The organism is Pseudomonas sp. GL_093 (assembly GCF_057837605.1).
The window spans coordinates 3,302,844-3,320,908 of the sequence record NZ_CM174448.1 but is presented as its reverse complement, the minus strand read 5'-3'; the positions used below and the strand labels follow the sequence as shown (position 1 = coordinate 3,320,908).

The following is an 18,065-nucleotide window of genomic DNA, read 5'->3' as shown; positions in this document are numbered from 1 at the left end:
GCACCCATCACATTTCCTGGCCGGCTCGGAAAAGGAGTTTTTGCATGTACAACACGCAACTGCCAACGGACGGTAGCGATGCGCCAAAGGGCTCTGCCATGGGCTCCAGTGTTTTTAGTCAACGCAGTGAGCGCAATGGCAACGAGCGGATCAGGTTGCTCCTCAAGAGCTTTGGTCTGCGAACCAGTCTGATCCGCCTCAAAGTCATCGACGCCTTGCTGACCGCCGCCGAAAGCGACCGTAGCCTTGGCGTGCGCGGCCTGCACAGCCACTTGCTGGACCTGGATATCCCCCTGTCCTTCCTCAGTGTGCGGGAAGTGTTGAAACGCTTGTGCAGCGAGGGCGTTATCACGCTCAATCCGGACAAAAGCTACAGCCTGCATCCGCACGCTGCAGCCATGCTCCAACGCGAGTGATCCGCGTAAGGTGCGTCGTTCAGGGTTTGACCTTGCGACGCATCACGCCATTGATCACCACCACGATCACCGCCACGCCGATGGCGATGTACTGAAACAGCTTCTCGCTGATGACGCCTGTGTTTTGCAGATACGAAAGGCCGAACATGATCCCCAATACCACGAGGGAGATCAGAATCGAGTATTTCAAACGTTGCGACTGAGTCATTGCGAGTTCCTGAACCTGAAAATGTATCCGATTTGTATCAGAACGCATGCCAAGCCCCTACCTTTCTCCGGGGATGGGACGCTACAAACGGGGTCTCATGTTACAGCCGATGAAGAGATTTGGCTTCATAGCGGCGATAACCATGAGGATTTTGAAATGTTCCGTCGAATCACACTGCTGATTCCCCTGCTCGCTCTCCTGACCCTGAGCGGCTGCATCGTTTTCCCCCACGGCGGCTGGCACGGCGGCCACCATTACGACCGTGGCGGACCGGGTTATTACCAACATCGATAACGGTTGGTTGTGGCATAAAGCGTGAATAAATGAACATTCATTCGTAAGGCAAATACCCCACCCAATAACGACTGAACAAATGCCCGCCCTGTCGCGGGCATTTTTCGTACATGGGTATTCACTTCTTGTTTCCATCCCTGTGCACATCGAAACATAGCGATAACCATTGAAGCTTTCGGTCTTAATCGTCCATTTGAGCTATTCATATTCGATGATTACTCTCGGTGCATCGCAATAAACCCGCTATTAAACTTCGAGCAAGAACAGGGATGCCATGCACAAGCCTTTAATCAATATCAGCCCCCACCATTTGTTTGGCTTTTGCCTTGCAATCACTTTATTCGAACTGCTGACTTATATGGCCAGCGACATGATCATGCCTGCCATGTTGACCGTCACCCATCAACTAGATGCCAGTCCTGATCACGTCCCTTACGCCTTCAATCTTTATCTGGCCGGCGGCATGCTTCTGCAATGGCTGATTGGCCCGCTGTCTGATCACTTCGGCCGCCGCCGGATGTTGCTCATCGGTTGTGCGGTATTCGCCCTGGCCTGTGCCGCCGCGTTCAACGTGCAAAGCATTTATGCGTTCAACGGCTTGCGACTGATTCAGGGTATGGGGTTGGGGTTTGTCATCGCGGTCAGCTACCCGGCCCTGCAAGAAGTTTTCTGCGAAGCCGACGCGGTCAAAATCATGGCATTGCTGGGGAACGTTGCGCTGCTCTCCCCGCTTCTGGGGCCGTTGCTCGGCAGTCTGCTGCTGGAGTGGTTGTCCTGGCGGGAATTGTTTTTACTGCTGGGTCTCGGCGGCGTGATGGTCTGGCTCGGGCTTTACCTGTTCATGCCGGAAACCGTGGGCACCCTGCGCCACGACGGTCAGCGACTGGAAGCCGTGCGCTTTGAATGGCACGGCACCCTGCGCCGCTATACCGCGTTGCTGACTAACCCGCGATTCCTTTGCGCCGCTGTCGCGCTGGGCGTGATGAGCCTGCCCTTGATTGCCTGGATCGGGTTGGCGCCGCTCTTGCTGATCCACAACCAAGGCCTTTCAACGCTGCAGTACGGCCTGTGGCAAATCCCGGTATTTGCGGCGGTCATTCTCGGCAACCTGATCCTCAACCGACTGATTGCCAACACTGAATTGCCACAATTGATTCGATACGCGCTTTGGCCGTTTTGCGGCGGGCTCATCGCGCTAGTCGCCGCCAGCTTCTACGGTGCTTCGACAGTCGTGCTGATCAGCTGCCTGGCGCTATACGCCGTTGGCCTTGGCATGAGCAATGCCGCGTTGTACCGGCTTGCACTGTTCGCCAGCGACGACAGCAAAGGTCTGGTCTCGGCCATGATCGGCATGATCTCGATCGCCGTCATGGGCGGTGGTGGCTCACTTATTGCGGCCGCCGGTGCCGGTGACAGCCACGAGTCCTTTGCTTTGATGGCGGGTATCGCGGGGCTTCTTTGTCTGCTTCCTCTGCGGCTGTTTCTGCGGCGCTCTCACATCGCGCTTGCCGTCTGACACCACAACGTAGGTCTTTTGATGATCCATTTACCCCACACCGATGCGCTCTGTGCGTTAACGCAACCCTATTGCCTGGATTCAGTGCCCGACGGCCTGTTCGACCAGGCGATGGGGGAAATCAGCCTGTTTCATTGTCATCACACGCCTGGCTACGAACGCTGGCTAAACGCCAACGGGCTCGATGCAAAGGACCTGGAGACACTGGATGACTGGTCCAGGTTGCCACCGATTTTCGCCAACTATTTCAAACGTCACTTGTTGTTCGGCCCCACCGGCGAAGGCGCGCTGGAGCTGACCTCATCCGGCACCAGCGGCCAGAAGAGTCGCATGCGCTATGACCCTCGCAGCATGGCGGCGGCCCAAGGCATGGTGAGCCACATTTTCCGACACTACGGCTGGGATACGCCGGACAGCCCCTGCAATTATTTGCTCCTGAGCTACGAGCCCGAGGCGGCCATCACCTTGGGCACCGCTTACACCGACCAGTTTCTTTGCGGCTATGCACCCATCAATCGAGTCGTCTACGGATTGCGCCTGACGGGTAACGGACACGAGTTCGACCTGTTTGGTGTTGTTCGCGCCTTGCAAGAGTTTGCCGACGAGGGCTTACCTGTGCGGATTCTCGGATTTCCTGCGTTCCTTTCCCATGCGCTACAGCACATGGAAAACACCAGCGCACCGCATCTCAAGCTGCCCGCCCAGTCATTGGTGTTTCTGGGTGGTGGCTGGAAAACCCAGGCAGCACAAGAGATTCCCCTGCTTGAGTTGTATGCCCGAATCAATCGGCAATTGGGTATCGACCTGTCCCGCTGTCGGGATGGTTACGGTGCCGTCGAGCATGCCGTGCCCTATATCCAATGTGCCCGCCATCATTTTCATGCCCCCATTTACTCGAAGGTTTTCGTGCGCAACCCATCCGATTTCACTGTCCAGCCATACGGCCAGCGCGGCTTGCTGGAGTTCGTCTCCCCGTACATTTCGTCAAGCCCTGCTCACGCTGTGGTCATGGGCGATCTGGCGACATTACACCCAGGTGCAAGCTGCGGATGCGGTCTGACGACCGATTGGTTCGAGCTGCACGGACGCGCTGGCACCACCGCCAGTCGCAGCTGCGCCATGGCGGCTTCCGAATTGCTGGGAGGGGCTTGATATGTACCTCATCAATGGCCAGCTGCGTGACGACGTCACCCCGGAAAGCGCCCTCGACCGTCTTCAAAAACAATTACCCGGGTTGCTTTCTGCACCGATCGACAGCGAGACCGTCATCGAAACCGCGGCTCGTTTCGCCACCCAGCTACAGACTCGCAGTCTGAACCTGCCCCTCGACGACGATCAATGTCAGGGGCTTATCGATTTCTGCCAGCACAGCAACCTGAGCACGAAGCTTGAGCGAGAACTGGGTTCGCAACCTCGTTCGCTGAGGCGTATCGACTACCGGCAGCCACACTTTGAAAGCTGGCACCCGTTGGGACTGGTGGTGCATGTGACGCCGGGCAATGCGCCGATGCTCGCGTTCTGTGCGGTTCTCGAAAGCCTGCTGGCCGGGAACATTAACTGGTTACGCCCCAGCGCCAGCGATGCGGGTTTGACTGCGCAATTGCTGGCGGCCTTTGTGAAGTGCGACACCAGTGGCAGGCTTGCCGAATTCGTCGCGGTACTGCCTGTGGGCACTTCCCGGATAGCCGAACTCTGTGCTCAGGCCGATGGCGTGTCAGCCTGGGGCGGTGAAAAGGCGCTCAAGGCGATTCGTCAGCAGATCCCCGCCGGATGTCGCTGGATCGATTGGGGGCACAGGATCAGTTTCGCTTATCTGTCGCCTGACGCGGCCAGCCCTTCGACGCTGGATGCGTTGGTGGATGAGGTGTGCAGTCTGGATCAACAAGCGTGTTCCAGCCCGCAATGGGTGCTGGTGGACAGCAACGACCCGGCCATCCTGCTGGATCTGGGCGAGCGTTTGAGCGAAGCCTTCAAACGTCGCGCGTCGCACTGGCCGGCGCTAGTGCCCACGGACCAGGAAGCGTGCGAAATCACCACCCGCACCGCCATGGCGCAACTGGATTATTGTTTTGCGAACCAGACCGGCCAGGTATGGGCCGGCCACGGATGGCGGATCATCTGGGAACACCATCAGACGCTCGCGCCGTCGCCGCTGTTTCGTACGGTGCTGCTCAAACCCGTGCCGCAACACTTGATCACCGAGACGCTGTTGCCCTGGCGCACGGTCCTGCAAAGCTGCGCGCTGATTTGCTCTGCGGCAGAAACGCCAGGCCTTGCTCGAGCGCTGGTCAACGCTGGGGTCACCCGTATTGCAGCGTGTGGCGGGATTCACGACGGCTACGCCGGTGAGCCGCATGATGGCGTCTACGCGCTGCCGCGTCTGAGTCGCCGCCTTTCGGTGAGTCTGGCACCTGATGTGCTGACGGGCCGGGCAACGCTCGACCCGGTCCCGCCCGCCCTCGACACCGCCCATGAGCCGATCATGGACAAAAATGCTTTCACGACCCAGCCGATGGGCACCGCGGCGCAATTGTATTTTCGCTCTGGAGGAAGCAGCGGCACTCCGGCCCTCGCCGGTTTCAGCTATCGCGACTTTCAACGGCAAATGCGCGCAGCAGCCGACGGCCTGTTCGCCGCCGGGCTTGATCCTTCACAGGACCGGGTCATGAACCTGTTTTACGGCGGCAGCCTGTACGGAGGGTTCCTCAGTTTTACCAAAATACTGGAACAGATGGGCGTCACTCATTTCCCCATGGGCGCACCCCAGGACGATGACTTCAGCGAGATCGCCCAACTGATCGTCGACCAGCGTGTCACCGTGCTGATCGGCATGCCGAGCACCTTGCATCGTCTGTTTTTCAACGAGCAGACCCGGCTCCGCGCGTACGCAGGTATCAGCAAAGTGTTCCTCGGTGGCGAGCATTCGGGGCAAACCAGTGTGAGCCTCATGGAAAGCTGCGGGGTCTCGATGATCCGCTCGGCGATCTATGGTTCCGTCGACGCCGGTCCCTTGGGGCATGCGTGCGCAGCCACCGCGAACGGGGTGTTTCACTTGATGTGCGACACCCAGCATCTGGACATTGTGCAGATCGAACAGGATGAACCGGTTCTGGCCAATGAGATCGGTCGCCTGTTGTTTACTTCACGAGCGCGGCAAGGCCAAACCGTGCGCCGATATGACGTGGGCGACACCGGTCGCTGGATACCCGGAGCCTGTCCGTGCGGGCTGGACTCACCCCGATTCGAACTGCTCCAGCGCCACGGCAAACTGGTGCGAATGGGCACGGAGTTCATTTCGCCGTCGGCTCTGCAGGATAGCGTCGGCGCGCCCATTCAGATTGTTCTGGACCACACCTCTGATGGTGTCGAGCGACTCAACGTTCTAACGGATGCAGACATCAACCAGGTTCGCAACGCATTGCTGAGCCATGAAGCGCTGGCTAATGCCGTAAACGCCAATCTGTTAACTGTCGAAGTTCAAGTGTGCACGGAGCAAGCGTTCACTCGAAACAAACACAGCGGCAAAACACCGTTGGTTATTGATAAAAGAAAATAAAAAGACCGCCGACTACTCACAACTTGTTTTTAACCGTCTACACGACTGATATAAAAAAGAGAACCCAGTGAAAACAACTTATTCGCTCGAACAACTGCTGCCTTATATACGGCAACATTCAAACTTCTACCGCCAGCAACTGGAACACTTACCGCCGCAGGGCATTACGTTACACGATCTACCGCTGACCAACGTGGCGGACTATTGGGCTGACAGCCATGACTTGAGTCATTGGCCGGTCCTGACCGGAAAGGTCGACGATGCGCTGGTGTTCAAAACCGGCGGATCGACCAGCCAGGGCAAACTGACGGTGTACACCTATAACGAATGGCAGGAACTGGTCAGTACGTTCGGAGTCAGTTTCTCCTCTCAGCTGAACGACGGCGACCGTGTCGCCAATCTGTTTTTTTCCGGTGATCTTTACGCCAGTTTTCTGTTTATCCATGACTCACTCGCGCACGTCAGGCGATCGATCTGCGAGTTTCCATTTACCGGGCACGTCGAGCTGGACGTACTGGCCGATGCGATTGATCAGCATCGGATCAACGTGCTCGTCGGCGTACCGGCACAGCTGCTGCGATTCGCTGCCTACCTGAACCAGCATCGACGAGTACTGTGCGGGGTTGATACGTTGCTGTATGGCGGCGAAAGCCTGTTTGCCCCGCAGTTGGCAATCCTCACCGACGTGTTTCCCAACGTGCGCATTGCTTCCATTGGCTACGCCAGCGTAGACGCCGGCCTTATCGGGGCCAGCGACCGCGACTGCGCCTTGGGCGAGCATCGGGTGTTTGAACCACAAACCTTGCTGGAGATCGTCGATGAACTCACCGGTGAAGTCATAGAAGAATGCGATCGCACCGGATTATTGGTGGTGACCAATCTGACTCGCCGGCTCATGCCACTGCTGCGTTATCCGGTGGGCGACCGCGCGTGCTGGCGCGAACCCGGCGCAACCCCGAAGCGCAAATTCGCCCTCAAGGGACGTAGCGCACACAGCCAGCGAGTGCGAGTCGGGGTGCTGTCGCTGCTGATCGATGACATCCAGCAGATCGTCCAGCGCATTGCCCACAACGACCAATGGCAATTGCTGATCGAACATGACGGATACAAGGATATTTTGAGTGTGAAGTGGGTTCCCTCAGCGCTATCAAAGGCCACCGTACCGGTGTGCCGAGCGTTGTACGAGGCGCTGGTTGAACACTATCCCGCCATCGAGGAACTGAGCCGCGAGGGTCTGTTGGAGTTGCGAGTATTGTCCTGTGCGGTCACCGCATTGAAGCTTCACCCACGCTCCGGCAAACAACTGCGGGTCCTGGACTTGCGCGTGTATGACGCACCGTCGCCGGAGCCCGCATGATGCCGCATCTGATTTTTCGACCCTATCGGCCATCCGACGCACGTGCCGTGAGCCAGTTGTTTCGCGAGGTCTATGGCGATCATTACGTTCAGCCGGATGTTTACTTGCCGAATATGATCAATCAGAACAATGCCGAGGGGCGCTGGAAGTCGATGCTGGCGGTGGACGACGTACGCGTTCTAGGGCATGCCGCGTTGTGCCATGACACCCCTGCGGACACCACCGAGCTGGCCCTCAGTGTGGTGCATCCCGCCGCGCAGGGGCAGAGTATCGCGACCGGTCTGGGACGGGAGTTGCTGTCGCGGTCAGGTTCCATGGGGTTCAACAGCGTCTCGATCAAACAAGTGACCCACCATCCCTACACGCAACGCATGGCAGCAAACATCGGCTTCCACAGCACGGGTCTGCTTCCTGACTACGTCCCTTCGCCCTTCGCTGAGCCGCTGCCGGAAACCATCGTGATGGGTTGTTACGTCGTCGAAGGACATACGCGTCCACTCCCAGACATCCCATGGCCTGACAGCTGCCGGGGGTTTATGCAGCATGTGTGTTCCGTGTTCGGGACTTATCCGGACACAACGCCGTTGTCTTCCCGGCCCTTGCAACTCACGCAACACCATCAAAGATTCGACATGGTCATTCAACGTTTGACCAAACGTCTGCTGGACCAGATCCGGCAATTGCCGAGGCACTGGCTCATTTCGGCCAAACTTCAGTTGTCACGGCACTTTTCCGGGGACTTGCGCAATTTGGCAGCCCTTGGCTTCGCCTTTACCGGGCTGATGCCTACATCAAACACCAATGGGTGGTTCGCACTGTTTCATCGAGGGGCGCAGTCTCGACACCTCAACCTGCACTGCCCGCACATGCAACGCTTGCATGACGATTTACAGCAAAACGCCAACACGCAGAGTAGCGCCGAAGCACTGAACAGAACCCGCTCAGCCGCGTGAGTCTTTTCGATAAAAGTCATTGCCCGGCTGCGCGCAAAGCTCCACCAACCAATCAACAAACACCCTCACCCGCCGGGACAACTGGCGGTGTGGCGGGTAGAGCGCCGTCAGCGGCATCCCCGGTGTCGGCACTGTCCTGAGGACTTCACACAAACGGCCTTCGCTCAGCTGGCGGGCGACGTGGTAATACGGGGTCTGGACCAGACCATATCCCGCCTCACAAGCGGCCAAATAACCATCGGCGCTGTTGACCGAGACTTGCTTGGGTAGATTTATGGCCTGAACCTGATCATTGACCATGAATTCCAGCCCATAACGCTTGCCATTGCTGCTGGAGAAGTACTCCACCATCTGATGGCCTTCAAGGTCAGCCATACACAGGGGCGTTCCGAATCGCTTCAAGTAGTCGGGGCTGGCACACGTGACCTGGTCCAGCATGGCCAACGGCCGCGCCACCAGTGAATCGTCCAGTGAGTCGCCGCCCCGCAGCACGCAATCGACGCCTTCGCGAATCAGGTCGACAGGCCGGTCATTCAAGCCGATTTCCAACTCGATCAAAGGATATCGAGCAGTAAATTGCGGCAATGCCGGGATCACCATCAAGCGTCCCACGCCCGCCGGCATGTCCACGCGCAACAGCCCCTTGGGGTTATTGCGTGCAGCGCTGAACACCGCTTCGGTTTCCTCCAGGTCCGCCAGCAACCGTACACAACGAGGGTAATAGGCCGCACCGTCGAGCGTCAGGCTGATCTGCCGCGTCGTGCGTTGCAGCAGCTGCACACCGAGATGCGCCTCCAGCTGTTTGATCAGAATGGTCACTGAGGCCCGAGGCAATTGCAGGCTGTCCGCCGCCTTGGCAAAGCCGCCCAGTTCGACGATTCGAGTGAACACGCGCATGGCGTTAAAACGGTCCATTGTTTTTGCTTACCGGCTGATTATTTAGAAATTACGAACAGTGATAGCAGTTTTAGCCGGTTTATCTTGTTTCTGTCGAGGTCAACAATAGGTTTCACATTCACAGGGAGCTGATTTCATGCAAACACGTCAACTGGGCAAAAACGGTCCGCGAGTGAGCGCGATGGGTCTGGGCTGCATGGGTATGACCGATTTCTACACGACTGGCGTGGACATCCGCGAAGCCACGGCCACTCTGCACCGCGCGCTGGAGTTGGGAATCAACCTGCTCGACACCGCTGACATGTATGGCCCGCACACCAATGAAGAACTGATCGGCAAGGCCATCGTCGGCAAGCGCGACCAGGTGTTTCTGGCCAGCAAATTCGGGATCGTCCGCGACCCGGGCAATCCGGTTGCGCGGGGCGTCAACGGCCGACCGGATTACATTCACGCCTCTATCGACGGCACCCTCAAGCGCCTCGGTGTCGAGACCCTGGATTTGTACTACCAGCACCGCATCGATGCGCAGGTGGCCATCGAGGAAACCGTCGGCGCCATGGCCGACCTGGTGAAAGCCGGCAAGGTTCGGTACCTGGGTTTGAGCGAGGCCTCGGTCGCAACGCTCGAGCGGGCACACAAGGTTCATCCGATCAGTGCACTGCAAAGTGAGTATTCGTTGTGGAGCCGTGATCAGGAGGAAAACGGTTGTCTGGCCGCGTGTCAGCGCCTGGGGGTCGCCTTCGTCCCCTACAGCCCGTTGGGTCGAGGCTTTCTCACCGGAGCGCTGAAAAGCCCTGATGATTTCGCGGCAGACGACTACCGTCGTTTCAGCCCGCGTTTTCAAGGCGAGAACTTCGCGAAGAATCTGCTGCTGGTGCGGCAAGTGCAGGACCTGGCCGCCGAAAAAGGCGTGACCGCCGGCCAACTGGCGCTCGCGTGGGTGCTGGCTCAGGGCGATTACGTGATCCCGATTCCGGGAACCAAACAGCGTAAATACCTGGAAGAAAATGTGGCCGCGCTGGACGTGAAATTGAGTCGCGAAGAGTTACTCGCTCTGGAAGCGATATTCCCGGCCAATGCCACCGCAGGTTTACGTTACCCGGAGGAAGTCATGAAGTTGCTCGACCGGTAAATCATTGCCTGTCGACCTGCTCACACCCGTGGCAGGTCTGACAGGCGATGCTGTCATGCTCGCGTGTTGATCGACTTCTTCTTGACGGTCTGATCGGCAGCGTCGCCGTAGTCCTTCAAATTCTGCAGTACATAGATAGCTTGCTTGTACTCGGGAATCAGGTAATTGGCGTACTTGTTGCCTTTGAGGTTGTTGGTCTCGATGCCATTGAGTTGAGTGGCGAAGTACTCCAGCGCATCGAACTTTTGATCAGGTTCCGCCTGAACACCAAAACGATCGAACTTGTCGCCGGCGTTGGCAAACATCGCGGCCGTGACGCCGCTGATCAGCCCCCTCTCGACGAGAAAAGCACTCAATTTGCCCAACTGGGTGGACGTGACATTCTCCGGATCAAAGCCCTTGATCTGGCTGTGAAGCTTCATCTGATCCATTTTGATGACGTTCAAGGCCAGCGGGTTTTTTCCCACCGCTTGCAACATCTGGTTGGCCTTGAGGCTGCGAGTGTTCTGCGGCTGCGGGGCATTGTCGCCACGAATCGTCCAATTGGCGATGGGGCCGATGCTCATATCCAGGTTCCTTTTGTATGCCGATATTCAGGTACAGCGGTCATCATTAATCCCTGTTGACCTGACTGAAGTGGGCAGGAGTATCGACGCGGCATTGCCCCCTCTCAAACAACTATTTCTGCTTTTTTACAATTCTTCTACATTTACGATACAAATCGCCAAGCGCCTTGTTCCAGAGGGCTGCACATGCGTTTCGAAATGGGTAAATGCAACGCCCATGGAGGCCGTGGCCAGCCAGCCTGCCTGGCTGTATCAATCAAACCTGACAATCTTGTAATCCTGCGCTCATCCGGCTGACAGCTTTGATCTACGATCATCTTGTTGCCCAGCCTCGTATCACTTCGAAACAATCCCACGATGCCTGGTTGGAAAAACCGGTCAAAATGCGTCTTTTTTGGCCGCAACCCGAGACGAGCCCCCCATGCGAACCCACCTGCGTCTGGCCGCCCTGAGCGCCCTCTTCATCTCCTCCCTGGCCCAGGCCGCCGACCTGATCCCGATTGAAGTCCACCGCGATGCCAATTGCGGCTGCTGCAAAAAATGGATCAGTCATCTAGAGGCCAACGGCTTCAAAGTCGAGGATCACGTCGAAGCCAACATGAGCGAATTCAAGCAACAGCACGGCGTGCCTCCGCGTCTGGCGTCGTGCCATACCGGCTTGATCAACGGCAAATTCGTCGAAGGCCATGTTCCCGCCGATCAGGTGCTGGCCTTGAGCAAGCGCGACGATCTATTGGGTGTTGCCGCCCCCGGCATGCCCATGGGTTCACCCGGCATGGAAATGGACGGCATGAGCGATGCGTATCAAGTGATCGGCCTGAAGAAAGACGGCACTGACGTGGTGGTGGCGGACTACCCTGCCCATTGATGTTCGGTGCGTACATCGGGCTGTTCTTCGCCGCATTCGGCGCAGCCACCTTGTTGCCCCTACAGTCCGAAGCGGTGCTGGTGGGGCTGTTGCTCAGCGGCAAGTATTGGCTCTGGTCACTGCTGGCCGTGGCGACGTTGGGCAATGTTTTGGGGTCGCTGCTGAACTGGTGGCTGGGTCGCGGCATCGAGCGATTTCGCGACCGGCGCTGGTTTCCGGTCAGCCCGCGCCATCTGGAAAAAGCCCGGGTCCATTATCAGCGCTACGGTCATTGGTCGTTGCTGCTGAGCTGGGTGCCCGTGATCGGTGATCCGCTGACCCTGGTGGCCGGCGTGATGCGCGAGCCGCTGGGGCGATTCCTGCTGATCGTGGCCCTTGCCAAAGGCGCCCGTTATGGTGTGTTGACCATGGCCACAGTGGGCTGGATGGGTTGAACGATTATCCACGGCGATTGCCTGTGTTTAATGTCGCCCTAATCATGCCGATCCAGCATCGGCCGATTTCCAATGGAGTTCACCCATGTCCCTCACCCGCTCGCGCTGGCTGCCCGGCCTGCTGCTGACCGCTGCGTTGCCTGTCATCGCCCACGCTGAAGGCCCGGAATATGGCCCGGAACTGCAAGGGTTCGAGTACCCCTACACGGTCAAGCATTTCGCCTTTGAGTCCCAGGGCAAATCCCTGCAAATGGGTTACATGGATGTCGCCGCTCACGGCAAGGCCAATGGACGCAGCGTGGTGCTGATGCACGGCAAGAATTTCTGCGGTGCCACCTGGGACAGTTCGATCAAGGCCTTGAGTGAGGCCGGTTACCGGGTCATCGCCCCGGACCAGATCGGTTTCTGCACCTCCAGCAAACCGGACAACTATCAGTACAGCTTCCAGCAACTGGCGACCAACACCCAGCAACTGCTCAAGGCCCTGGGCATTCAGAAGGCCAGTGTTCTCGGGCACTCCACCGGCGGCATGCTCGCCACTCGCTATGCGCTGCAATACCCCGATCAAGTCGAACAACTGGCACTGGTCAACCCCATCGGCCTGGAAGACTGGAAAGCCCTCGGCGTGCCCTATCGCACGGTTGATCAATGGTACGAACGCGAGCGAAAACTCACGGCCGACGGCATCCGCACCTATGAACGCAACACCTATTACGGCGGCCGCTGGAAACCGGAATTCGATCGTTGGGTAGACATGCTCGCCGGGCTGAATAAAGGACCGGGGCATACGCAGGTGGCGTGGAATTCGGCGCTGATCTACGACATGATCTTCACCCAACCGGTGTACTACGAGTTCAAGGACCTGAAGATGCCGACCCTGCTGCTGATCGGTACATCCGACACCACCGCCATCGGCAGCGACATCGCACCGCCCGAGGTCAAGGCGAAACTCGGTCACTACGACGTCCTCGGCAAGCAGGTGGCGAAACTGATTCCCCGGTCGACGCTGGTCGAATTCCCCGGCATGGGCCACGCGCCGCAAATGGAAGAACCGGCGCAATTCCACCAGGCCCTGCTCGCCTGGCTGAACAAAACCAACCCCGTTCATTGATGAGGTAAGGCTGATGGCAGTGCAGATTGCGGTGATTGATGACTGGCAGGACGTGGCCCGTGACGTGGTGGACTGGTCGGTGCTGGACGACATCGGCCAGGTGAACTTCATCCATGACTACCCTGCCGACAACGAAACCCTGGCGGCACGGTTGGGTGAGTTCGAGGTGATCTGCGTGATGCGCGAGCGCACCCGGTTCGATGAGGACCTGCTGCGGCGCTTGCCGAAACTCAAGCTGCTGGTCACCGGCAGCATGCGTAACGCCGCCCTGGACCTGAAAGCCGCCGCCGCGCAGGGTATCCAGGTCTGTGGCACCGACAGTTACAAGCACGCCGCGCCGGAACTGACCTGGGCGCTGATCATGGCGGCGACCCGCAACCTGGTGGTCGAAGCCAACGCCCTGCGCGCCGGTTTATGGCAGCAAAGCCTGGGTGGCGACCTGCACGGCAAGACCCTGGCGATCCTGGGGCTGGGCAGCATCGGCACTCGTGTTGCCCAGTTCGGTCAAGTATTCGGCATGCGGGTGATTGCCTGGAGCGAGAACCTGACCGCCGAACGCGCAGCCGAAGTCGGCGTGACCTACGTCAGCAAGCAGGAACTGTTCGAACAGGCCGATGTGCTGTCGGTCCATCTGGTGCTCAGCGATCGTAGCCGTGGCTTGGTGGACGCCCAGGCGCTGGACTGGATGAAACCCACGGCGCTGCTGGTCAACACGGCGCGCGGACCGATTGTCGATGAGGCCGCGTTGATCAAGGCGTTGCAGAAACGGCGACTGGCCGGTGCTGCGCTGGACGTCTTCGAGCAGGAACCCTTGCCGCCTCATCATCCGTTCAGAACCCTGGACAACGTGCTGGCCACGCCCCATGTCGGGTATGTCAGCCAGCAGAACTATCACCAGTTTTTCTCGCAGATGATTGAGGATATTCAGGCTTGGTCTGCGGGAGAACCAATCCGTCTACTGAGCTGATACCGAGTCATCGTTCTTCGCGAGCAGGCTCGCTCCCACAATAGATTTTCAGCGACCATAGATTTTTGTGTCCGGCCGAATACCAGTGTGGGAGCGAGCCTGCTCGCGAATGGCCTCCCCACCGATCTAACTGCCCTTCACCGCTACAAACACCGCCGTCTCATAGGGCACCGTCACCACGTCTCTGCCACGCAGGTCAGGCTCCGCCGCAATTAGCGCCCTGATCTGCTCATCAACCTTCGCCCGCTCCTCCTCTGGTAATGCCGCCACAAAACTGGTGGAGCGCACGCGGTTGAAAATCACATCTTCCGGCGAGCCTGTATGCCTATGGCTGAAACACTGTTCCGCCAGCGGTCCGAATGCCACATGCGGAAACGCCTGTCGCCAGGCTCCGGTGTAATAGCGCGGCGTATCGCCCTCCAGCGCATTGACGATCGCATCCAGTTTCGGCACCCAGCTCACCCGGGTATCCCGCAGGTTCCACACCAGCCCCAGCTTGCCGCCGGGTTTGAGTACACGGGCAATTTCGGTCAGTGCTTCGGTGCTGGCAAACCAGTGAAAGGCCTGGGCGCAGATCACCACGTCCACCGAAGCATCCGGCAGCGGCAGGTCCATGGCGGTGCCGCTGACGGCCAGCACTTCGGGGAAGGCTTCGGACAATTTCTCGAGCATCTGCGCCACCGGCTCCACCGCAATCACTTGCGCGCCGGTCGCCACCAGCCGACCGGTGAACTTGCCGGTACCGGCGCCCAGATCAACCACGGCTTTGTCCGCGTTCAAACCAAGGGTACCCGTCAGCCAATCGGCCACTTGCGGCGGATAATCCGGACGACCGCGAACGTAGGTATCAGCGCCGGTTTTATAGCCGGCGGCCGCCGAGTGATGGACCTGATCTTTCATGGCAGTGCTCCAGATCGACAACGAATGCTGTCGAGCATAGCGCCTCGATTTGAGCTTTCCTTGCACAGACCGCCAGAAAGAAATGAATAATTGTTCACCCTGCGGTGTTCACCTTTCATCCCCCCTGAGAGTTCACCATTTCAGCTTGCGTGATAACACTTTGCGCCGCATGTTGCCGGGCATGGCACGAACTGAAGCGAATTAACCTGTGGAGCATCACCCATGAACACCCGTTTCGTTGTGTTAACCGTCCAGTTGCTGCTGGCAGTCGCCTTGTCCAGTTCACTTGCATTCGCCAATGGTGGTGGCGATGACGCCCCCGCAAGACCGAATTGCCCCAAAGGACAGGTCTTCGACTCCCGGTCGCAAAAATGCCTCAAGCAAACCAGCAGCCTGGTACCGGACGCCGACCGCACCGTTTACGCCTATCGCCTGGCCAAGGACGGTCGCTACGAAGAAGCCCTGGCCCTGCTCGACACCCTCAAACAGCCAAACACCGCCGAGGCGTTGAACTATCGCGGCTACGCTACGCGTAAACTGGGGCGTACCGACGAAGGCATCGGTTATTACCTGCAATCGGTCAAACTTGACCCGCACTACGCGCAAGTTCGCGAATACCTGGGCGAAGCGTATGTGGTCAAAGGTCGGCTGGACCTGGCGCAGGAGCAGTTGCAGCAGATCAAAACCATCTGCGGCAGCACCACCTGCGAGGAATACCAGGACCTGGCCGAAGCCATCAACGATTCATCGAAAACCTGACACACCGAGCAGACGGAGGTCGCCATCGCCAGCGATCAGGCAATACGGGCAGAACTGGGCCAGCACCTGGCGCGTTTATGGCGCTACGGCCTGCTGTTGTCCCGGCAACGACATGTCGCCGAAGACCTGGTGCAGGCCACCTGCGTGCGGGCGCTCGAGCGTGCCGGGCAGTTTGTCCCGGGCACCCGCATGGACCGCTGGTTGCTGAGTATTCTGCACTCGATCTGGCTCAACGAAGTTCGCTCCCGAAGAGTGCGTCATGGACAGGGGCTGGTGGATGCCGACAACGCCTTGTCGTTCGATGGTGAATACGCGGCGCAAACCCATGTCCTCGCGGCTCAGGTGATCCGGCGTGTGGATGCCTTGCCCGAAACCCAGCGGGAAACGGTGTTTCTCGCCTATGTCGAAGGTCTGTCCTACCGCGAGGTGGCCGACGTGCTGGACGTGCCCATCGGCACCGTCATGAGTCGCCTGGCCGCTGCACGGGCGAAACTGGCCGAGTACCCGCCATTGCACGCCGTGCCGAACCCTTCCACTGGAGAACGTCGATGAACGATCACGCACGCCCGACGGTACCCTCGGATGAGCAACTGGTGGCCTACCTCGACAACCAGCTCGACAGCGAACAGCGCACCCGCATCGACGCGGCCATTGCCGAGGACCCTACGCTCAATCTGCGCCTGCAATGGCTGGCCCGCAGCAGCCTGCCGTTCAAGGAGGCCTACGACGAGTTGGGCCGACAGGCGCCCGTGGACCGCTTGCAATCGATGCTCGACACCTTGCCTTCACCTGAACGCCCGGCCATGAATCGGCGCTGGTTTCTCGCGGCGGCCGCCGGGTTGGTGGTGAGTGGCGTGTTGGCGGACCGGCTGTTCCTCGGTTGGCAGTTGAGCCAGCAAAAGGAAAACTGGCGCGGGCTGGTGGCCGAGTACATGTCGCTTTACGTGCCGCAAACCCTGGACCACTTGCCCACTGACGAAGCCGCTCAGCGCGCGCAACTGCGGACCATCGATGCACGTCTGGGCCTGAATCTTGTGCCGGCGCAACTGGCCCTGCCACGCTCCGAGTACAAGCGCGCGCAAATCCTCGAGTACGACGGCGTCGCCATTGCCCAAATCACCTACCTGGACCCGACGCACGGCCCCATGGCGCTGTGCGTCACCCGCTCCAACAGCGGCAGCCGGCATTTCGCCCAGGAGCGCCGGTACGGGATGAACATTGTCTATTGGGCTGACATGCAACATGCCTGGATGCTGATCGGGCATAACCCGGTGGCGGATCTGGAGGACATGGCGAAATTGTTGAGAGGCCGGCTGAGCGCGTGATCCGTTTTGTCACTATGCTCGGTGTCTCATTTCCAAGGAGGAAAACCCACCCATGCCTATTTCTTCACGCACAGCCTTGCTGGTCATCGACGTACAGAACGACTTCATCCCCGGTGGCCAGTTGCCGGTACCCGAAGGTGACCTGATCGTACCGCTGATCAACCGCCTCGGCGCCCGGTTCACCCAAGTCATCATTGCCCAGGACTGGCACCCGGCCGGACACGCCTCGTTCGCCTCCAGCCACCCGGGTCGCGCACCTTACGACGTGATTCAACTGCCTTACGGCGAACAAACGCTCTGGCCGGACCATTGCGTGCGAGCCACACCCGGGGCCGAGTTGCACAAGGATCTGGACCTGCCCCACGCCCAATTGATCATCCGCAAGGGCTGCAACCCGGACATCGACAGTTATTCGGCTTTCCTGGAGGCGGATCGTACAACGACCACAGGCTTGGCCGGGTACTTGAAAGAACGCGGTATCGACACGGTTTATCTGGTTGGGCTGGCACTCGATTTCTGCGTGATGTTCTCTGCACTGGATGCGCGGGCGGCAGGGTTTAACGCGTTTGTGGTGATGGATGCGTGTCGGGCGATTGATCTGGACGGCTCATTGGCCGCGGCGATCGAGCGGATGCAGGTGGCTGGGGTTGGGTTGATTTCAGCGGAGGAAGTGCCGGGTTAAGTCTCTGTAGCAGCTGCCGAGCCTGCGAGGCTGCGTTCGGCGGCGAAGCCGTCGCAAACTCAGGTATCGCGGTCTTTCAGGTAAATCGTGTGCACAGAATTGGCGAGGACTTCGTCCTCGGACG

General features: G+C 58.9%; 20 protein-coding genes. 16 read left to right on the top strand and 4 right to left on the bottom strand.

The annotated features are described in order from the left end of the window. Nucleotides 1-44: 44 nt before the first annotated feature. Nucleotides 45-416, top strand: coding sequence for a hypothetical protein (locus tag AC3IUE_RS15385; protein WP_056739935.1), 372 nt, complete (start codon nt 45-47; stop codon nt 414-416). Between the two features lie 19 nt (nt 417-435). Here the strand turns inward: AC3IUE_RS15385 and AC3IUE_RS15380 are convergent, their stop codons facing one another. Beyond that, nucleotides 436-624 carry a hypothetical protein gene (locus AC3IUE_RS15380; RefSeq protein WP_028620074.1) on the bottom strand — a complete coding sequence of 63 codons (189 nt, stop codon included), beginning with the start codon at nt 622-624 and terminating at the stop codon, nt 436-438. A gap of 156 nt (nt 625-780) precedes the next feature. Between AC3IUE_RS15380 and AC3IUE_RS15375 the strand changes: the two genes are divergently transcribed. The 6 genes from AC3IUE_RS15375 to AC3IUE_RS15350 all read left to right on the top strand — a co-directional run bounded on the left by AC3IUE_RS15375 (nt 781) and on the right by AC3IUE_RS15350 (nt 8,300). Beyond that, nucleotides 781-918 (top strand): hypothetical protein, encoded by a 138-nt coding sequence (locus AC3IUE_RS15375; protein ID WP_008155215.1) that lies wholly within the window; start codon nt 781-783, stop codon nt 916-918. A gap of 274 nt (nt 919-1,192) precedes the next feature. Beyond that, the gene (locus AC3IUE_RS15370; protein WP_489268529.1) at nt 1,193-2,434 is read left to right on the top strand and encodes an MFS transporter; all 1,242 of its coding nucleotides are present in this window, start codon (nt 1,193-1,195) and stop codon (nt 2,432-2,434) included. Between the two features lie 21 nt (nt 2,435-2,455). After that, complete coding sequence (locus AC3IUE_RS15365; protein ID WP_489268527.1) at nt 2,456-3,586, top strand: LuxE/PaaK family acyltransferase; 1,131 nt, start codon at nt 2,456-2,458, stop codon at nt 3,584-3,586. 1 nt (nt 3,587) lies between these two features. Next, nucleotides 3,588-5,990, top strand: a complete 2,403-nt coding sequence (locus tag AC3IUE_RS15360) for an acyl-CoA reductase (protein ID WP_489268525.1) — start codon at nt 3,588-3,590, stop codon at nt 5,988-5,990. A 67-nt stretch (nt 5,991-6,057) separates the two neighbouring features. Further along, nucleotides 6,058-7,347: a phenylacetate--CoA ligase family protein gene (locus AC3IUE_RS15355; RefSeq protein WP_489268523.1), complete on the top strand. Its 1,290-nt coding sequence runs from the start codon at nt 6,058-6,060 to the stop codon at nt 7,345-7,347. Further along, nucleotides 7,347-8,300, top strand: a complete 954-nt coding sequence (locus tag AC3IUE_RS15350; protein WP_489268855.1) for a GNAT family N-acetyltransferase — start codon at nt 7,347-7,349, stop codon at nt 8,298-8,300. Before AC3IUE_RS15355 ends, AC3IUE_RS15350 begins: the two co-directional genes overlap by 1 nt. Here AC3IUE_RS15350 and AC3IUE_RS15345 read toward each other — a convergent pair. Next, a complete protein-coding gene (locus AC3IUE_RS15345; protein ID WP_461998320.1) occupies nt 8,289-9,215 on the bottom strand; it encodes a LysR family transcriptional regulator in 927 nt (308 codons plus the stop codon). The two genes, AC3IUE_RS15350 and AC3IUE_RS15345, sit on opposite strands and share 12 nt — an antisense overlap. Nucleotides 9,216-9,333: 118 nt before the next feature. Here AC3IUE_RS15345 and AC3IUE_RS15340 point away from each other — a divergent pair, with 118 nt between their 5' ends. Then, nucleotides 9,334-10,329 (top strand): aldo/keto reductase, encoded by a 996-nt coding sequence (locus AC3IUE_RS15340; protein WP_489268520.1) that lies wholly within the window; start codon nt 9,334-9,336, stop codon nt 10,327-10,329. A gap of 53 nt (nt 10,330-10,382) precedes the next feature. Here the strand turns inward: AC3IUE_RS15340 and AC3IUE_RS15335 are convergent, their stop codons facing one another. Beyond that, nucleotides 10,383-10,895, bottom strand: coding sequence for a hypothetical protein (locus tag AC3IUE_RS15335; protein WP_056739921.1), 513 nt, complete (start codon nt 10,893-10,895; stop codon nt 10,383-10,385). Between the two features lie 421 nt (nt 10,896-11,316). On the opposite strand from AC3IUE_RS15335, the gene AC3IUE_RS15330 reads away from it, so the two are divergent. From AC3IUE_RS15330 to AC3IUE_RS15315, 4 genes are all read left to right on the top strand, one after another. Then, nucleotides 11,317-11,763, top strand: coding sequence for a DUF411 domain-containing protein (locus AC3IUE_RS15330; protein WP_461998318.1), 447 nt, complete (start codon nt 11,317-11,319; stop codon nt 11,761-11,763). Beyond that, nucleotides 11,763-12,197, top strand: a complete 435-nt coding sequence (locus AC3IUE_RS15325; RefSeq protein WP_489268518.1) for a YqaA family protein — start codon at nt 11,763-11,765, stop codon at nt 12,195-12,197. The genes AC3IUE_RS15330 and AC3IUE_RS15325 overlap by 1 nt, the downstream gene beginning before the upstream one ends. Nucleotides 12,198-12,282: 85 nt before the next feature. Further along, on the top strand, nt 12,283-13,308 hold the full coding sequence (locus tag AC3IUE_RS15320; RefSeq protein WP_489268516.1) for an alpha/beta fold hydrolase: 1,026 nt from the start codon (nt 12,283-12,285) through the stop codon (nt 13,306-13,308). Between the two features lie 13 nt (nt 13,309-13,321). After that, nucleotides 13,322-14,275, top strand: coding sequence for a D-2-hydroxyacid dehydrogenase family protein (locus tag AC3IUE_RS15315; RefSeq protein ID WP_489268515.1), 954 nt, complete (start codon nt 13,322-13,324; stop codon nt 14,273-14,275). Nucleotides 14,276-14,401: 126 nt separating this feature from the next. On the opposite strand, the gene AC3IUE_RS15310 is transcribed toward AC3IUE_RS15315, so the two are convergent. Continuing rightward, complete coding sequence (locus AC3IUE_RS15310; RefSeq protein ID WP_489268513.1) at nt 14,402-15,175, bottom strand: class I SAM-dependent methyltransferase; 774 nt, start codon at nt 15,173-15,175, stop codon at nt 14,402-14,404. Nucleotides 15,176-15,397: 222 nt separating this feature from the next. On the opposite strand from AC3IUE_RS15310, the gene AC3IUE_RS15305 reads away from it, so the two are divergent. The 4 genes from AC3IUE_RS15305 to pncA are packed head-to-tail and all read left to right on the top strand — an operon-like array spanning nt 15,398 to nt 17,941. Then, nucleotides 15,398-15,934, top strand: a complete 537-nt coding sequence (locus tag AC3IUE_RS15305) for a tetratricopeptide repeat protein (RefSeq protein WP_489268511.1) — start codon at nt 15,398-15,400, stop codon at nt 15,932-15,934. Nucleotides 15,935-15,988: 54 nt separating this feature from the next. Further along, complete coding sequence (locus tag AC3IUE_RS15300; RefSeq protein ID WP_221174556.1) at nt 15,989-16,486, top strand: sigma-70 family RNA polymerase sigma factor; 498 nt, start codon at nt 15,989-15,991, stop codon at nt 16,484-16,486. Further along, nucleotides 16,483-17,259: an anti-sigma factor family protein gene (locus AC3IUE_RS15295; RefSeq protein ID WP_489268509.1), complete on the top strand. Its 777-nt coding sequence runs from the start codon at nt 16,483-16,485 to the stop codon at nt 17,257-17,259. Before AC3IUE_RS15300 ends, AC3IUE_RS15295 begins: the two co-directional genes overlap by 4 nt. Before the next feature lie 52 nt (nt 17,260-17,311). Then, a complete protein-coding gene (pncA, locus tag AC3IUE_RS15290) occupies nt 17,312-17,941 on the top strand; it encodes a bifunctional nicotinamidase/pyrazinamidase (RefSeq protein ID WP_489268507.1) in 630 nt (209 codons plus the stop codon). Nucleotides 17,942-18,065 lie beyond the last annotated feature (124 nt).